13 protein-coding genes are annotated in these 15,461 nt (G+C 64.2%); 9 read left to right on the top strand and 4 right to left on the bottom strand.

Annotation, left to right across the window (positions count from 1 at the left end; translation table 11 throughout):
* Positions 1–142: 142 nt before the first annotated feature.
* Positions 143–1,141 carry a Bug family tripartite tricarboxylate transporter substrate binding protein gene (locus AB4Z48_RS26845; protein WP_441619583.1) on the top strand — a complete coding sequence of 333 codons (999 nt, stop codon included), beginning with the start codon at positions 143–145 and terminating at the stop codon, positions 1,139–1,141.
* 9 nt (positions 1,142–1,150) lie between these two features.
* Here the strand turns inward: AB4Z48_RS26845 and AB4Z48_RS26840 are convergent, their stop codons facing one another.
* Positions 1,151–2,041 (bottom strand): LysR substrate-binding domain-containing protein, encoded by an 891-nt coding sequence (locus AB4Z48_RS26840; protein WP_441619581.1) that lies wholly within the window; start codon positions 2,039–2,041, stop codon positions 1,151–1,153.
* A gap of 224 nt (positions 2,042–2,265) precedes the next feature.
* On the opposite strand from AB4Z48_RS26840, the gene AB4Z48_RS26835 reads away from it, so the two are divergent.
* The 3 genes from AB4Z48_RS26835 (at position 2,266) to AB4Z48_RS26825 (ending at position 5,298) form a co-directional block, all read left to right on the top strand.
* Positions 2,266–3,339 carry a TauD/TfdA family dioxygenase gene (locus AB4Z48_RS26835; protein WP_441619579.1) on the top strand — a complete coding sequence of 358 codons (1,074 nt, stop codon included), beginning with the start codon at positions 2,266–2,268 and terminating at the stop codon, positions 3,337–3,339.
* A 117-nt stretch (positions 3,340–3,456) separates the two neighbouring features.
* A complete protein-coding gene (locus AB4Z48_RS26830; protein WP_441619577.1) occupies positions 3,457–4,218 on the top strand; it encodes an SDR family oxidoreductase in 762 nt (253 codons plus the stop codon).
* Positions 4,219–4,308: 90 nt separating this feature from the next.
* Positions 4,309–5,298, top strand: a complete 990-nt coding sequence (locus AB4Z48_RS26825; protein WP_441619575.1) for a Bug family tripartite tricarboxylate transporter substrate binding protein — start codon at positions 4,309–4,311, stop codon at positions 5,296–5,298.
* Between the two features lie 124 nt (positions 5,299–5,422).
* Here AB4Z48_RS26825 and AB4Z48_RS26820 read toward each other — a convergent pair whose 3' ends face one another.
* Complete coding sequence (locus tag AB4Z48_RS26820) at positions 5,423–6,334, bottom strand: adenylate/guanylate cyclase domain-containing protein (RefSeq protein ID WP_441619573.1); 912 nt, start codon at positions 6,332–6,334, stop codon at positions 5,423–5,425.
* 264 nt (positions 6,335–6,598) lie between these two features.
* On the opposite strand from AB4Z48_RS26820, the gene AB4Z48_RS26815 reads away from it, so the two are divergent.
* Complete coding sequence (locus AB4Z48_RS26815) at positions 6,599–7,213, top strand: HD domain-containing protein (protein WP_441619571.1); 615 nt, start codon at positions 6,599–6,601, stop codon at positions 7,211–7,213.
* 121 nt (positions 7,214–7,334) lie between these two features.
* Positions 7,335–8,366 (top strand): patatin-like phospholipase family protein, encoded by a 1,032-nt coding sequence (locus AB4Z48_RS26810; RefSeq protein ID WP_441619569.1) that lies wholly within the window; start codon positions 7,335–7,337, stop codon positions 8,364–8,366.
* 49 nt (positions 8,367–8,415) lie between these two features.
* On the opposite strand, the gene AB4Z48_RS26805 is transcribed toward AB4Z48_RS26810, so the two are convergent.
* Positions 8,416–9,279 carry a c-type cytochrome gene (locus AB4Z48_RS26805; RefSeq protein ID WP_441619567.1) on the bottom strand — a complete coding sequence of 288 codons (864 nt, stop codon included), beginning with the start codon at positions 9,277–9,279 and terminating at the stop codon, positions 8,416–8,418.
* Between the two features lie 702 nt (positions 9,280–9,981).
* On the opposite strand from AB4Z48_RS26805, the gene AB4Z48_RS26800 reads away from it, so the two are divergent.
* A complete protein-coding gene (locus AB4Z48_RS26800; protein WP_441619565.1) occupies positions 9,982–11,361 on the top strand; it encodes an amidohydrolase in 1,380 nt (459 codons plus the stop codon).
* Positions 11,362–11,738: 377 nt separating this feature from the next.
* Positions 11,739–13,061 carry a (Fe-S)-binding protein gene (locus AB4Z48_RS26795; RefSeq protein WP_441619563.1) on the top strand — a complete coding sequence of 441 codons (1,323 nt, stop codon included), beginning with the start codon at positions 11,739–11,741 and terminating at the stop codon, positions 13,059–13,061.
* A gap of 159 nt (positions 13,062–13,220) precedes the next feature.
* On the opposite strand, the gene AB4Z48_RS26790 is transcribed toward AB4Z48_RS26795, so the two are convergent.
* Positions 13,221–14,111 carry a LysR family transcriptional regulator gene (locus AB4Z48_RS26790; protein ID WP_441619561.1) on the bottom strand — a complete coding sequence of 297 codons (891 nt, stop codon included), beginning with the start codon at positions 14,109–14,111 and terminating at the stop codon, positions 13,221–13,223.
* Positions 14,112–14,367: 256 nt separating this feature from the next.
* Between AB4Z48_RS26790 and AB4Z48_RS26785 the strand changes: the two genes are divergently transcribed.
* Positions 14,368–15,411 (top strand): PDR/VanB family oxidoreductase, encoded by a 1,044-nt coding sequence (locus AB4Z48_RS26785; RefSeq protein WP_441619559.1) that lies wholly within the window; start codon positions 14,368–14,370, stop codon positions 15,409–15,411.
* Positions 15,412–15,461: the final 50 nt, after the last annotated feature.

The raw sequence follows: 15,461 nt of genomic DNA, 5'->3' as shown, positions 1-15,461 counted from the left end.
CTTGCGACATTACCGATTGCTCATGTATCTGAGGTATTAATTCATTAGTGTTCCGGGCCTGAGCGTGGGCAGAATTCACCGGCACACACGCCTCCGATAGCCAGACACTCATAGAAACGGCGTGTGCTTCCCAGGAGACAACATGAAGCAGAAATGGGCAGGCCGCGCCGGCCTTGCATTGAGCATCACGGCACTGACGGCTGCAGCACTGGTTGCGGGTTCCGCCCTGGCCCAGGACAAATGGCCGTCGCGGCCGATCCGCCTGGTCGTTCCCAGCCCTGGCGGCAGCGGGCCGGACGTGCTGGCCCGCGTTTTCGCCGAGCAGATTTCGCAAGCGCTGAAGCAGCCCGTGGTGGTGGACAACAAGCCCGGCGCCAACGGACAACTTTCGGTGGATACCGTGGTCCGCGCGCAGCCCGACGGCTATACCGTCCTGTTCGCCAGCGCGTCCGCCACGGTGATGAACCAGGCCATCCAGCCGAAGCTGCCCTACGACATCGTGAAAGACCTGGTTCCCGTTGCGCAGATTGGCGCGGGCGGGGTATTGCTGGTCGTCACGCCCGATTTTCCGGCGAAGAACGTCAAGGAGTTCGTCGCCACCGTCAAGGCCAGTCCGGGCAAGTATGACTACGGCAGCTGGGGCGTCGGCTCGGGCGGCCACCTCGCCATGGCGCAACTCCGCACGCTGGCGGGGCTGGAGCTGACCCACGTGCCGTACAAAGGCGTGCCGCCGATCATGACGGACCTGCAGGGCGGGGTGCTGAAGGTCGCCTTCGTCGACATCACCACCTCGGTACCCCTGGTCAAGAGCGGCAAGATCCGCGCGCTGGGCATCACCGGAAAGCACCGCGCGCCGGCCTACCCCGATGTGCCCACGATGGCCGAGCAGGGCTTTCCGATGCGCAACGAAGGCTGGTATGGTGTGTTCGTCCCCAAAGGCACGCCGCGCGATATCGTCGCCGCGCTGAATACGGAGATCAACAAGGCCTTGCGCTCGCCGACGCTGGCCGCGCGCTTCCAGCAGCTCAACATGATGGCGGATCCGCCGCTGACCAGCCCCGACGAGTTTGCGCGCACGGTCAGGAATGACTACGCCACCTGGGCGGACGTCGTGAAGGCCAACGGCATCAAGCCGGAGTAGCCGCGCCGCTCAGCCCGCCACGGCAAGCTCCGCGCAATGCTGGAAGGCCTCGATGGCGGGCGAGGGCGCCTGCCCTAGCAGGGTGAAGGTCGAGATCGACAGCAGCACGCCTGGAATCTCGAGCGGCAGGATGCGGGCAAGCCCGCGCTCTTCATAGGTTCGCGCCAGGCGTCCCGTCACTACCGCCACCGCCTGTATTTCTTCGAGCAGCCCCAGCACCAGCCCGGCCGATACGGATTCGACATGGTGCGGCGGGCTCTCGACCTTCATGCGCCTGAGCGCGGCGTCCAGGCTCTGCCGCAGCCTTGCGGTGCGCGGCGGCAGCACCCACGGGAAATCGGCCAGGTCGCGCCAGCCCACGTCCGCACGCGTGGCGAGCGGATGGCCGGGGCCCACCACGACGCGCATGACCTCTTCGTAGAGATGGTGCTGGCCGACGTCCTGCGGCGTGGCCCTTTCCGACAGCGCGCCGAGCACCACGTCGAGCCGGCCGGTGCGCAACTGCCCCATCAGGATATCCATCGGCGCCTCGTACACCGCGATGTTCAAGGTCGGCATGCGCGCCTTGGCCAGCGCCACGATGCGCGGCGCGAGCGACAGCGTGGTGCCCGGCATCGTACCCACGGCGATCGTGGCGGAAGCCCCCTGGCCCAGCGCCAGGAGTTCATCGCCGGCCCGGTCCAGTTCGTCGAGGATCGACTGCGCGTAGCGGACAAAGCACAGGCCATGCGGCGTGGGCTCGATGCCGCGCGGCCGGCGCACGAACAAGGCATAGCCGAGGCCGTCCTCGATTTCCGCCAGCGCCTTCGAGACGGCCGGCTGCGTGATGTTCATCGCATGCGCCACCCGCCCGACCTGCCGGTATTCCTCCAGCGCTATTACCAGACGGAGATGGCGCAACTTCAACCCAGTGCGTAAGAAACTAATGGCATCCATCGGTGCAGACCCTTAAAACTCTGGTGAGTATTTGAATTTTCGCCGCATGAGAGGACGGTTCACATATCGGATATTACCTTTTGGTTTTGTCGTGAGCATCATTTTTCATTAGCCATCCGGTGCGTCTCTTCGCACAATGTATTCAACGGCCGGCGCCTGGCAACGGCCACTAAAACAAGGAGACGAAGATGCAAGCTGTGCATGAGATTGCTACGCCGAAGCCCGTCGAGACGCCGGCCAGCTGGACGGCGGCGGAGATGGCTTCGAGAGAGTCCGAATGGGTGATGTGGCTGAGCCAGGACGATGTCGCGCAGCTGGATGCCGCACTGGGCCATGCCAAGGGGCTGGGGCTGGCAGTGCCCGCCATCACCAGGGAAACCTTTCCGCTCGGCAGCCTCGCCACGAAGCTCGCCGACCTGCGCCAGCGCCTGGAGCGTGGCATGGGCGTCGTGCTGCTGCGCGGCCTGCCGATGGAGCGCTACTCGAAGATGGATGCCGGCGCGATCTATTGGGGCATCGGCATGCACATGGGGCGCGCCGTGGCGCAAAACGCCTTCGGCGACGTGCTTGGGCATGTCTGGGATCTTGGCAAGAACCCCAAGGACGACATGACCGCGCGCGGCTACCAGTCACGGCATCGACTGCCGTTCCACACCGATGGCGCGGATGTCGTCGGCCTGCTTTGCTTGCGCACGGCGAAAGAGGGCGGGGTCAGCAGCATCGCCAGCTCCATGGCCATTCACAATGCCATGCTGCAAGAACATCCGGACCTGCTGGCGCGCCTGTACCAGCCTTTCGCCTTCGATCGCCGGCATGAGGAAGCGCCCGGCCAGGCGCCGTTCACCATGACGCACGTGTTCACGTGGCATGGCGGCCGGCTGTTCAACCGGTATATCCGCAGTTTCATCAACACGGCCCAGCGCTTTCCCGAGGCGCCGCGCCTGGCGCCGGAAGACATCGCCGCGCTGGACCGCTTCGACGCCTACACGCAGGATCCGCGCTTTCGCATCGATATGGAACTCGCGCCGGGCGACATGCAGTTCCTGAACAACTACGTAATCCTGCATTCGCGCACCAGCTACGAGGATCATCCCGATCTGGACCGCAAGCGCCACCTGCTGCGCCTGTGGCTGTTCACGCCGGGTTTGGCCGACGTGCCCGAGAGCTTCAGGCTGCGGTACCTGCTCACGGATGCCTGGGCGAAGAATCCCCGGCCGCCGATCTATGACGTGAACCAGATCATGGGCGTGACCACGCACTGAATCGCGCCGCATGCGGCGGGTGACACCGTGCATCGCCATGCGGGCGGATGAATCCATCAAGACATCAAAGCATCGAAGCATCGAAGCATCGAAGCATCAAGGCGAAGGAGTACAACCATGAAGTCTCTGCACGGAAAAACGGCCTGGATCACGGGCGGCTCCAGCGGCATCGGGCGGGCCTGCGCGCTCTCGCTCTGGCAGGCCGGCGCGACCGTGGTCATCTCCGCGCGCAGCCAGGAGGCGATCGACGCCCTCGTGGCCGAGTGCGGGAACGAGCGGATCATCGCGCTGCCTCTCGACGTGGCGGACCGCGCAGCGGTGGAAGCGGCCGGCCGGCAGTTGCAGGAGCGCATCGGCGCGGTGGACATCCTGGTCAACGCGGCGGGCATCAACGTGGCCAACCGCAAGCTGTCGAAGCTCACGCCGGCGGACTGGGACCAGGTGATCGACATCAATCTCAACGGCGCGTTCTACTGCATGCACGCCGTGCTGCCCGGCATGCGGGAGCAGGGCGGGGGCACCATCGTCAATATTTCGTCCTGGGCCGGCCGCTTCGCCTCCGCGCTGACCGGCGCCGCCTACGGTGCAAGCAAGCATGCGATGGCCGCCATGACCCTGTCCGTGGCGATGGAGGAATGCGCCAACGGCATCCGCGCCTGCGCGATCTATCCGGGCGAGACGGCCACGCCGATCCTGCTCAACCGTCCCACGCCGCCCTCGGAGGAAGACCTTGCGCGCATGCTGCAGGCGGAAGACGTGGCGGCAGCGGTCGATTTCGTGATCTCGATGCCGGCGCGCGCCACCATCAATGAACTGGTCATCAGCCCGACCTGGAATCGTGCCTTCCTCGGGTTCCAGCCGCCCCCGAAGCAAGGCTAGTACAGCGGCGGTTCCGGGGCGCGCGCCGCCGCGAACCGCTGCCTTTGCGCATGACCGGTGCTTACCCGGCACGGATTCCAGGAGACAACGATGAACCGACGCATTTGGATGGAAGGCCTGCTGTCCACCGCCATGGCAGCGCTGATTGCCGGCCCGCTCCAAGCCCGGGCCCAGCCGGCGCCGCCGTGGCCGTCCCAGCCCGTGCGCATGATCGTGCCGGGCGGGGCCGGCTCGGGCACCGACCTGATGGCGCGGCTGTTTGCCGAGCCCCTGTCGAAGGCCCTCAGGCAGCCCGTCATCGTCGAGAACCGGCCCGGAGCCAACGGCCTGATCGGCAACGACATGGCCGCCAAGGCGGCGCCTGACGGCAACACCATCCTCTTCAGCAATGCCTCGGCGGTGTCGGTCAACGCCGCGCTTCGCGCTACGCTGCCCTACGATACGCTCAGGGACCTGGCGCCGGTCATCCAGGTCAGCGCCGGCGGCGTGCTGCTGGTGGCAGCCGCGGGCGTGCCGGTACGTGACTTCAGCGAATTCCTCGAATACGTGCGCGCGAATCCCGAGATCGCCTACGGCACGTGGGGAGTCGGCTCGACCGGGCACCTCGCAATGGAAGCCATTGCGCACGACAGGCAGCTCCGGATGCGGCATATCCCCTACAAGACCATGGGGCAACTGCTCACGGACCTGCAGGGCGGCGTGGTCAAACTTGCATTCGTCGATGCGCGCTCGCCCGTCGCCCTGGTCCAGGCCGGCAAGCTGCGGCCGATCGCCATGACCGGCACGCGCCGCGCGCCCATGCTGCCAAATGTGAAGACGCTCAAGGAGCAAGGATTCAGCTTCGACCTCGATGGCTGGTATGGCTTTTTCGTGCCGGCACGCACACCGGCCGGTATCGTCAGCCGGCTCAATGGCGAGATCACGCGGGTCATGCTCGACCCCGGGCTGCAGCCCGCGTTTGCGCAGCAAGGCCTGGCATGGGTGGGGCGGAACTCGCCCGAACAGTTCATGCAGGTGATCCGCAACGACATCCGTGCATGGAAGGACGTCGTCGTGGCGGCCCAGGTCAAGGCGGATTGAGCGGGGCATGGCCCGCCCCGCACGGCGCATCCGTCGCCGGCGGGCACCGTGGTGCCGGCTGCTGGCTCAGGTGGCGCAGGCGACCCTTGCCTGGCATCGGGTGTCGCGGCACTCACTTTGACGCTCAGCGGCCTTCAACGTAGAGAAAGAACTCAACCCGCTCGCCCGCGGACTCCATCGACTGGCCAAACGTGATCCAGCCATGTCCCCTGAGCGCGACTTCGTCGCGGCGCAGGACGAATTCATCTTCGCCATCGATGGTGACATGCGTGCCGTTCGAACTTCGATCGGTCAGCACATACCTGCCCGCGCGCGACTCGACCGTCGCCTGGAATCTCGACGCCTGCCGGTCCGCCACGACAATATTCATGGCGCTGTCGCGGCCAATGCTGACCGGCGTGGAGGTGGCGTTCATTTCGAGCAGCGTTTCCCGGTACCTCAGCGTGAGCAGCGCGCTGCGCAAGGCGCGCGGACTCGCCACGGCCATGACGGTCATGTCGGCGTTCTGCTGCCATATCGCTTCGAACAGATCGACGGGCGGTTCCTTGCCGCGCACCTGTATCGGGTACAGGTAGCGGGTCATCTGGCGCAACCTCTCCGGCAGGCGCTCCACGGAGGTCCTGCTGGTGATGATCTGTCCACGCGAGGCGAGCTTGGAGAGGCGGGCGGCGAGATTCACGGTGTCGCCGAACACGTCGCCCGATTCATCGGACAACACCTGGCCATGATGAAAGCCGATATGGACCGACATGGGCACGCCGGCAATGGGCGGAAGTTCAGAAACCGCCACCTGCATGTCGAGTGCTGCCTGCATCGCCTGTTCGGCCGATGCAAACACCACCATGATCTCGTCGCCGATGGTCTTGACGACGCGGCCCTGGACGGCCCCGGAGCAGGATTTCATGACGGCGATGCAGCGGGTGATGGCACCGAAGGCGACCGTATCGCCGGCCGTTTCATATAGCCTTGTACTGCCGCTGACATCCGCGAACAATACCGAGCCGTCGGACGCCTGAGGTACTGGTTCTCGGTCCATATGCATCAATCCGTCCGGTCGATCGGCTGGCCGTCAAAACGTCGTCGGCAAACTGCGCTTGCACTTTGGGCATTCTGGCACCGTCGCCGGGGTTGCTCAACTTGAATTCGCGCGCCGGCTGCGCCGCGATAGTGCGGCAGAGTACTTTGGAGGCGATCCTTTACCGCCTCACCGGCGCGGCCGTGGCGCATACTCATGCTGATCCGGGGGACGCGCGTGACGCGAATGAGACCCGCCCCGGGGCTCCGTGGCGGGGGAGGCCAGATGAACCAGACGCAAGCGCGCTTCCTGGCGTTGTGGTCGCGCTGTGGCGGCATCCACGGCGAGGCCACCTATGCGGACCTGGCACGCCACTACGCCGAGCCGGCGCGTCACTATCACACCCTGCACCATGTGCGCCGCTGCATGCGCGACCTCGACCGGGTGCGCGACGCGGTCCCCGACCCCGATGCCGTGGAATTGGCGCTCTGGTGCCACGACGTGATCTTCATTCCCGGAGCCAGGGACAACGAGCAACGCAGCGCCGAGTGGTTCGTGCAGCGGGCCGGGGGGCGCATCGCGGCGGCGGGGCGCATCGCCGACATGATCCTGGCGACCCGGCATGCCGTTGCGCCGCCCGATCCGGACGCCGCCTTCACCGTTGACATCGACCTGGCGGTTCTCGGTGGCGGACGTACGCATTTCCGCCAGGACGGGGCGCGCCTGCGGGCCGAGCGCCCCGATCTCGACGAACGGACCTACGATGCGCGCGAGCGTACCCTGCTGGGTGCGCTGCTGGCGCGTCCACGCATCTACTACACGGACATATTCCACGCCCGCTGCGAAGCCAGCGCCCGTCGCAACCTGACGTGGCGGCTCAGCCTCCCGGCGCCGCATTGAGCCCCGGCAGCCATCGATCGAGGAGACGCCAATGTCCCAACCAGCGCGAGCCGCAGCAAGCGGCCCCCGGCGCAACGCCAGGCGGGCAGCGCCAGCGACGCCGGCAACCGAGGAGGGCGCCGTGCACGGGACGTCATCCTCCCCGGTCCGCCGCATCAATATCGCGCTGCAGGGAGGCGGCAGCCACGGGGCGTTCAGCTGGGGCGTGCTCGATCGCCTGCTCGAGGATGACCGCATCGAGATCGACGGCATCAGCGGCACCAGCGCCGGAGCGGTCAACGCTACCGTGCTCGCCTACGGCCTCGTCAGCGGTGGACGGGAGGGGGCGCGCCGGATGCTTGAGGCATTGTGGCGCGGCGTCGCCGACTGCGCCCGAATGAGCCCGCTACAGCCCTCTTGGCTCGACCGGATGATGGGCTTCGACCAGTTGAACCTTTCGCCGGGGTGGCTGATGTTCGACTATGTCACCCGCTTCTTTTCGCCCTACCAGCTCAACCCGTCCAACCTGAACCCGCTGCGCGACATGCTGGCCCGGATGATCGATTTCGAGATACTGCGCAATTGCCGTAGCCCCAGGCTCTTCCTGTGCGCCACCAATGTGCTGAGCGGCCGCATACGGGTGTTCGGCAATCACGAAATCAGCATCCAGACCGTGCTGGCCTCGGGCTGCCTGCCCAGCCTGTTCCAGGCCGTGGAGATCGAGGGGGAGTACTACTGGGACGGCGGCTACATGGGCAATCCGCCCATCTACCCCTTGATCTACGAGACCGACGCCCGCGATGTGCTGATCATCCGCATCAATCCGATCCGCATTCCAAATGTACCGACTACGGCACGGGAAATCCTCGACCGGGTCAACACCTTGAGCTTCAACTCGTCGCTGATGCGGGAGATGCGCGCGATCGAGTTCGTCTCCAGCCTGATCGACGAAGGCGCGCTGGATCCCGCGCGCTACCGGCGCATGTTCATCCACAGCATCGATGCCGAGACCGAGATGGCCAGGCTCGGCGTATCGAGCAAGTTCAACGCGGACTGGCACTTCCTGAGTGAGCTCTGCGCGCTGGGACGCGAGCGCGCCGATGGCTGGCTGAAGGCAAACTTCAGCGCGCTGGGACAACGCTCCTCGACGGACATCGTCAAGACCTTCCTGTGAGTGCAACCATGACAGCAACCGTGGCGTGGCAATCAAGGTAGCAGCGGAGTCACGAGCCTGCCGCAGACRCCGCCACCTTGTGTCCGGCCATATGATGCAGATACGCCAGCAAGTCCTTCAGGTCGGCGTCAGACAGCGTTTTCCTGTCGATCGCTGACATGCGCGCGTTGGGCCACCAGCGCAGCGCCTGCGGGTCACGGATCAGTTTGGTCAGCTTGTCGTCGCCCAGGTACTCGACCGGGCTGTATGGCACGTTCAGATCGGGGCCAAGCTGTGCATCGCCGACCCGGTTGAGGGAGTGGCACGAGAAGCAAACGCGCTGGAACGTCGCAAAGCCGCGCATGACAGGGCCGTCGGCAGGCAGGCCGGCGGCGGGCCGGATGGCCGCGAAGCGCTCGGCAGGCGAAGCCGTGATGTCGATGCGCACGATGTTGTATGTCCAGAGACTCTCGTTGACCACGGAAGCGGCGTGGCCCGACGGAACTGTCCAGATCAGGCGAAAGGGCCCGATGTCCTGGCCCTTGAGCGTTGGCCACGGCGCGGCCGGGTTCTCCACCGCCAGCCAGGCGCGCGGCTCGTCGGCGCTGTCAGCCAGCAGCAGGCGCATCGGCAGGTGCGAAATATAGCCATCGCCGGCTGCAGTCGTCGCACTCGCGTCGGGCGTCACCGGCATGCCGCGCAGCAGGACCGCCAGGGGAATGGCCTTGAACGTCAGGCGGCGTTTCAGATTGTCGTCGTCCACCGTCACATCGGTCAGGCGACGGTCATTCAGCAACCCGTCGCGCGTCCAGTTGCGCTGTTGCGTGCCAGCGGAAATGGTCAGCGTCGCCGTGTCCGCGGCGCACGCCTGTCCTGCCAGGAACGCTATTGCACAAGCAAGCGCGCCGGCGGCCTTTGCGATCCAGCTTTTCATGCGTCTTTCTCCAAAGCGCAGGAGATAGGTACGGCACGGCTGCCATCAACACGCGTCCCGCGCGATCGGGCTCCCGCAAAACACCGCGCAAGCCGGGAGCGCCTAGGCAAGATGAGCGACAGACGAATGTGCCCGTTTTTGTCCGAGCGCACAGTGTATTCGAAAGCGTGGAGGCGGAGTAGGCGATCCGCGCCTGCGTCGCCGCGGCGGAACGCGGCGGGCAGGTCGAAGCCGCAGGGAATGCCTATTCGGACCACGCCAGGGTCGGGCCGAAGTCGGCATGGGTGTCGCGGAAGACGAATCGACGGCGAGCCTACGCCGGCACTGGCGCCATGTCCCTAGGGATAGCACCGAGGACATGGAGATCGGTTCCTTCTTGACCATGCGGATATGCCTGACTACCATGTAGACGCTGGTTACATTGATGCTTGCGACAGCCGGGAGTGAAGGGCGGAAAAGCCCACCGCTGCCGTTGATCGTTCGCCTCATGATATGACGAACATCATTTCATTGGCATGAGCTCGCAAAGACGCGAAGCGCAAGGGACGACACACGACAGAAAAGCTCGGACAACGAGTTGAAGGCAGTCGCATGAATCCACAGCAAGGAGGGGAGAAAACCGCCAGCTTCCCTTGCGGCAGGCTGTACCTGCATCCCGCAACACGGCTTGCATCAAACCAACAACAACGAAGGAGATCCCGCATGGCTGTCCGTCATAACGCATCCCGTTCCACCACCCGCATTGCCCTCGCCAGCGTCGCACTCGCCGCCGGCCTGCTCTGCAACGCCGCGCTGGCGCAGACCGCGCCGGCCCCCGCCAGTGCCGACACCCTGCACGCACAGATCGAGGCGCGCGCCAAGGCCGTCGAAGCCCAGCTCATCGCCTGGCGCCGCGACATCCACCAGCATCCGGAACTCGGCAACTACGAGACCCGCACCGCGGAGCTTGTCGCCGACCACCTGCGCAAGCTGGGCATGGAAGTGGAGACGGGCGTGGCCAGGACCGGCGTGGTTGGCGTGCTCAAGGGCGGCAAGCCTGGTCCGGTGGTGGCGCTGCGCGCCGACATGGATGCGCTGCCGGTGAAGGAACGCGTCGACGTGCCCTTCGCTTCCAAGGCAAAGGGCCGGTACCTCGGCAAGGAAGTGGACGTCATGCACGCATGCGGGCATGACACCCACGTGGCGATACTGATGGCGACGGCCGAGGTGCTGGCCGGCATGAAGGACCAGTTGCCGGGCACGGTCAAGTTCATCTTCCAGCCAGCCGAGGAAAGCCCGGCGGATTTCGAGCCCAACGGCAGCAATATGTGGGGCGCCAAGCAGATGGTGTCCGAAGGCGTGCTGGACAACCCGAAAGTCGATGCCATCTTCGGCCTGCACGTTACCAGCGGCATGGAATCCGGCAAGCTCGGCTGGCGCAGCGGCCCGTCGATGGCGGCGGCCGACCAGTTCTGGATCGACGTCAAGGGCCGCCAGACCCACGGTGGGCGTCCGTGGGGCGGGATCGACCCGATCGTAGTGGCTTCGCAGATCGTGATGGGCCTGCAGACCATCCAGAGCCGGCAGGTCGATGCCATGCTGGAACCGTCGGTGATTACCGTGGGCACCATCCACGGCGGCAACCGCATGAATATTGTGCCGGAGAGGGTCGAGATGATGGGCACCATCCGCACCTATGACGAAGGCATGAAGAAAGACATCCATGCCCGCATGAAGCGCACCACCGAGGCCATGGCAACCAGCGCTGGCGCCGAGGCCAGCTTCCGCGTGGTGGAGCTGTACAACGCCACCATCAACCAGCCGGCCCTCACTGAGAAGATGGCGCCCACGCTGCAGCGGGTGGCCGGCGAAGGTAACTGGATGATCGCGCCCAAACGGAGCGAATCGGAGGACTTCTCGTTCTACCAGGAGAAGGTGCCGGGGCTGTTCTTCTACCTCGGCGTGACGCCCAAGGGCCAGGATGTGAGCAAGGCGGCCGCCAACCACTCGCCCGAGTTCTATGTGGATGAGCCGGCCCTGGTCAGCGGCGTGCGCGCGCTGTCCAACCTGACGGTGGACTACATGCTGATGGCGCAACGCTGAGCGCCCGGGCGGGCAGCGAGTCGGTGCCGACGCGCGACATGCACTTTGCCGCGCAGGAATCCGCGCCGTTCAGCCAGATGGAAGCCGCGTTCGGATTGGTTCCTGGCGGCGGCGCGGCCCGGCTCCTCACTCGTCTGACGGGCCGCGGCCGCGCGCTCGAGGTTCGCCCATCGAGATGCAGGCGTGCGAAGTCGCCTTGAGATTCCGGGAACATTACGCTGCCTGGAGAAGAGCCGCAAATCTTGAGGAATTGGGGCGAAATTGCGGCACGCTATTCCAGAAAGGAATCAACTGAAGCCAACTTTTCGCGGGCGGATCGCCACAATGGTTCTCAAGCGCCCGACATTGGGCGGGAGAGCGGTGCCTCAAGGATCCCCATGGAAAACAACACCCACAGTCCCCAGATTTTGAGCAGCTACGTGGCCCGGTCGTGGCAGGATCTGCAAGATGCTTGCACTCGATGCGGGAAGTGCGTGGAAGTCTGCCCGGTCGTGCCGTTTGCCGATGCCGCGGGGGAAGACCCGAAGGCCGTAGTGAAAGGCGTGTTTGATTTTGTCGGCGAGCCGGACGCTACGATCTCGAAAGCCTCGTACGCGTGGGCAAAGCAATGCAATGGGTGCGGGGATTGTATTCCGGCGTGCCCGGAAGGCATCAACCCACGCCGCATGCTAGCCCTCGCCAATGCCGAGATTGCGCGACGCACAAGTCCTACGCCACACCTCTTTCACAAGCTCTCCCGCGCGATTCGCATCATGGTTTCCATGCAGATGGTGCCGGCTGACGCCGCCCGCCTGCTGAGGCCAAAGAAGCCCCGGCCCGTCGACGTCGTGTTCTATACGGGTTGTAATGCGATTCGAACGCCGCATGTGCTATTCAATGCAATGTGCGTGCTTGACGCCCTTAGCGTCAATTACGAAGTAATGGGCGGCCCCGCGTCATGCTGCGGGATCGTCCACAGCAAGTGGGAAGGGGATTTGCCAAAAGGCGGCAGGGTGAGCGAGCAGACGCTCCAGAAATTCGGTGATTTCAAGCCGGAACGCGTCCTGAACTGGTGCCCGTCCTGCCAGATTCATTTCACGCAAACCATTGAAGGGTACCGCGAGGTCAAGTTCGATATCGATCACATCACAAAGTACCTGATCGAGAGGAAGGACCAGTTGCGCGCGCTCTTTACCACGCCCGTCAATATGCGCGTGCTCCTGCATACCCATCGAGGCCTGCTGCAGGTTAGCCAGGACGTCAAAGAGCTCTTGCAGGCCATCCCCGGACTCACGATCGTCGATGAAGTGGAAGAGCAGGGTTATATGTGCGGCAATTCCGGCTCTGACCGTTGCCCAGGACTGAAGCAACAGGAGCGCACTAGGACGGTCGACCATTACAAGCGCGGCGACATGGATGCCGTTGTCTCGCTATACCATGCCTGCCACCGCAGCCTGGCCTCCGATGGCAAGGTGCACGGATTCAAGGTAGTGAGTTTCACCGACCTGCTTGTCCGTGCGCTCGGACATGAGCCCTATGCGGACATGCTGGAACAATTTCGTGGCCGTGACGACTGGCGTACGATGGTGGACGAAGCTGCGCCGCTGCTTGAGGCGAACGGGATCGAAATGGATCCGGACGAGTTGGCCGCCGTCTTGCCTGACGTATTCTCCATGGCGGAGTATCGAGGCGGACTCGCTGCGTTCGCGCCGGGAGAATAGGCGTTATTCAAGTCAGCTTTGGCGATCTTCGTGCTTGAGTAGAGTTGCGGCAGAATGCCGCGACCCTTGCTCCGGTCGCGTATGAGCCAAGCTCAAAATGCCAGGGCTGCGGCACGAACGAAGGACGCGGGCCCCGCCCCGGCGCCGAGCCCGACATCCTCATGCTGGCTTCATGGCCGAATGCAGGGCGGTGCGGAACTTCTGTACCGCTGGCGACATATAGGCTTTCCTGCGGTAGAAAAGCTGCATGCGGGTCTCGAACGCTGTCTCGTAGGGGAGCGCAACGAGATCTCTTCCAGCATGGGTCTGGAGCATTTGATCCGTCAGGATCGTGATCAGATCGCTGTCGCGTAGCAATGACGGGAGGAGTGCGGTTGATGCGTCGGTCTCGATGACGACCTGTGGCGCGCCGAGCCCGTGCTCCTGAAAGAATTTGCTGACGAGTTGGCGCATGCCGTGACCAGGGAGTGGCAGTAACCACTGCGCGGACTTGAGCAGTGCCGGCTCCACCGATGCAGATGCCAAGGGGTGGCCACGCCTGGCAGCGATAACGTACCGCTGACGGCCAAAGTCATCGGACTGGAGTTCGTCGGGTATGGCCTCCGGCATGAAGCAAAGCGCAAGATCCAGCTGGCCATCTTTCAACTCTTCGAAAAGCAGTGTCGACACCTGCACGGAGAGCGCAAAGGATATTTCCTTTTCGCGCTTTGTATAGCGTGCCACCATCGGCAGAAGTGCGGATTCCAGGAGTGCAGGCACGACGCCGAGACGGATCCGCCCCGCAGACGCAGACTTGACAGCGGACATTTCGGCGTAGGTCTGCGCGACGGACTCTCTCACATCCGCAATGCGCTCTAACAGGACGCGTCCTGCGTACGTCAGTTCAACACCTCTTCCACCTCGATCGACGAGCCGGACTTCGAATTCGGCCTCCAGTCGCTGCAAGATCTTTGTGACGGTCGATTGCGTCAGGCCCAGTTTCTGCGCAGCGCGATGCAGGCTGCGAGCCTCAGCCAGTACCGAAAATACACGTAGATCCTCGATTCTCATCTTGCCTCCGTATGCTGCTCGCGTGGTGCCCAGGCCGAATGTAACGGAATTCAAACGGGGGTGGAAGCCACAACGGGGTGCGCAAGGCCAGATTCCGGTATGGAATCAAATCGTGCTCCGCATTCCTCGCTCGCTGGACGAAAATCGGGGTGTCACTCTCGGCCACCTGCGGCGTCGGTTCACTTGACGAATCCTGCGAACCTGATCGACCCAGCGTCGCCTGCCAAGCATCTCATCGAATTTGTGGAGACTACCCATGATGACGCAAACACCCGCTTCCCCGGCGACCGCACATGTGGCGCAGAAGGTCGCCCATCCTTCCACGCACGCTGCCGCGGATGCCCTGCATGCGCTCGTGCATAGCGTGGTCGCTGTTGCGGATGGCGTCATCAGCATTGAACTGCATCCTGCGCTGCCCGACATCAGTTTCCCCGCGTTCGCCGCCGGCGCTCACATCGATCTGCACCTGCCAAATGGCCTCGTTCGTAGCTACTCCCTGCACAATTCGCAGGAGGATGTCGGTCGCTATCGGATCGGTGTGTTGCGTGACCGATCCAGCCGTGGCGGATCGAGCTGGGTGCACAGCGAGTTGCGGGCCGGCGATGTGCTTCCCATCTCGAAGCCGCGCAATAACTTCGCGCTGGTCGAAGATGCGCCGAGATCCGTATTCGTATCTGGCGGCATCGGGATAACTCCGCTCCTCTCCATGATGCGTCGTCTCGATAGTCTCGATCGGGCGGCGCATCTTCTGTACTGTGCGCGTAACCGCCGCGAGGCGCCGTTTCTGCGTGACCTGGAGAAAATGGTCGGCGACAGGCTTGCAATGCAGCTTCACTTCTCGGAGGAGTCTGGTGCGACGGCAAGTCTTGAAGACTATCTGCGGGCCTTCACGCCCAACGATCACTTCTACTGTTGCGGCCCTTCGGGGATGCTCGACGCGTTCGAGGCAGCATGCGAGGCGTTGGGCTTCCCCAATGTTCACGTCGAGCGCTTCAGGGCCGCCACGGTCGATTCCGGGCAGGCTGTCCCCAGCGGGCAGTGCGTGGTCGAACTCGCCAAGAGCGGCCGCACCCTGCATGTCCCCAAGGAAAAACCGTTGCTCAGCTGTCTGCTGGAGGCAGACGTGGACGTCCTGTATAGCTGCGAAGAGGGTGTGTGTGGTTCCTGTGAGACGCGCATCCTCGCTGGGGAGGCCGATCACCGGGACAGCATTCTCAGCAAATCGCAGAAGGCATCGAACAGCGTGATGATGGTGTGTGTCTCGCGCTGCAAGTCCGATCACATGGTGCTTGATCTCTGAGGATGAGATAAGGAGGGCTCGCTGCCGCGGCGCGAGATGGCACGTTGCTT

The sequence above is a fragment of the Cupriavidus sp. 2TAF22 genome (assembly GCF_052115045.1).
In the GTDB taxonomy this organism is placed as follows: Bacteria; Pseudomonadota; Gammaproteobacteria; order Burkholderiales; family Burkholderiaceae; genus Cupriavidus.
The sequence above is the reverse complement of the archived record's forward strand: the minus strand, read 5'-3'. Positions and strand labels throughout refer to the sequence as shown.

Coding starts and splice junctions, on each gene's coding strand:
- AB4Z48_RS26845 (WP_441619583.1), top strand. CDS start 143: ATGAAGCAGAAATGGGCAGGCCGCGCCGGCCTTGCATTGAGCATCACG.
- AB4Z48_RS26835 (WP_441619579.1), top strand. CDS start 2,266: ATGCAAGCTGTGCATGAGATTGCTACGCCGAAGCCCGTCGAGACGCCG.
- AB4Z48_RS26830 (WP_441619577.1), top strand. CDS start 3,457: ATGAAGTCTCTGCACGGAAAAACGGCCTGGATCACGGGCGGCTCCAGC.
- AB4Z48_RS26825 (WP_441619575.1), top strand. CDS start 4,309: ATGAACCGACGCATTTGGATGGAAGGCCTGCTGTCCACCGCCATGGCA.
- AB4Z48_RS26820 (WP_441619573.1), bottom strand. CDS start 6,334: ATGGACCGAGAACCAGTACCTCAGGCGTCCGACGGCTCGGTATTGTTC.
- AB4Z48_RS26815 (WP_441619571.1), top strand. CDS start 6,599: ATGAACCAGACGCAAGCGCGCTTCCTGGCGTTGTGGTCGCGCTGTGGC.
- AB4Z48_RS26800 (WP_441619565.1), top strand. CDS start 9,982: ATGGCTGTCCGTCATAACGCATCCCGTTCCACCACCCGCATTGCCCTC.
- AB4Z48_RS26795 (WP_441619563.1), top strand. CDS start 11,739: ATGGAAAACAACACCCACAGTCCCCAGATTTTGAGCAGCTACGTGGCC.
- AB4Z48_RS26790 (WP_441619561.1), bottom strand. CDS start 14,111: ATGAGAATCGAGGATCTACGTGTATTTTCGGTACTGGCTGAGGCTCGC.
- AB4Z48_RS26785 (WP_441619559.1), top strand. CDS start 14,368: ATGATGACGCAAACACCCGCTTCCCCGGCGACCGCACATGTGGCGCAG.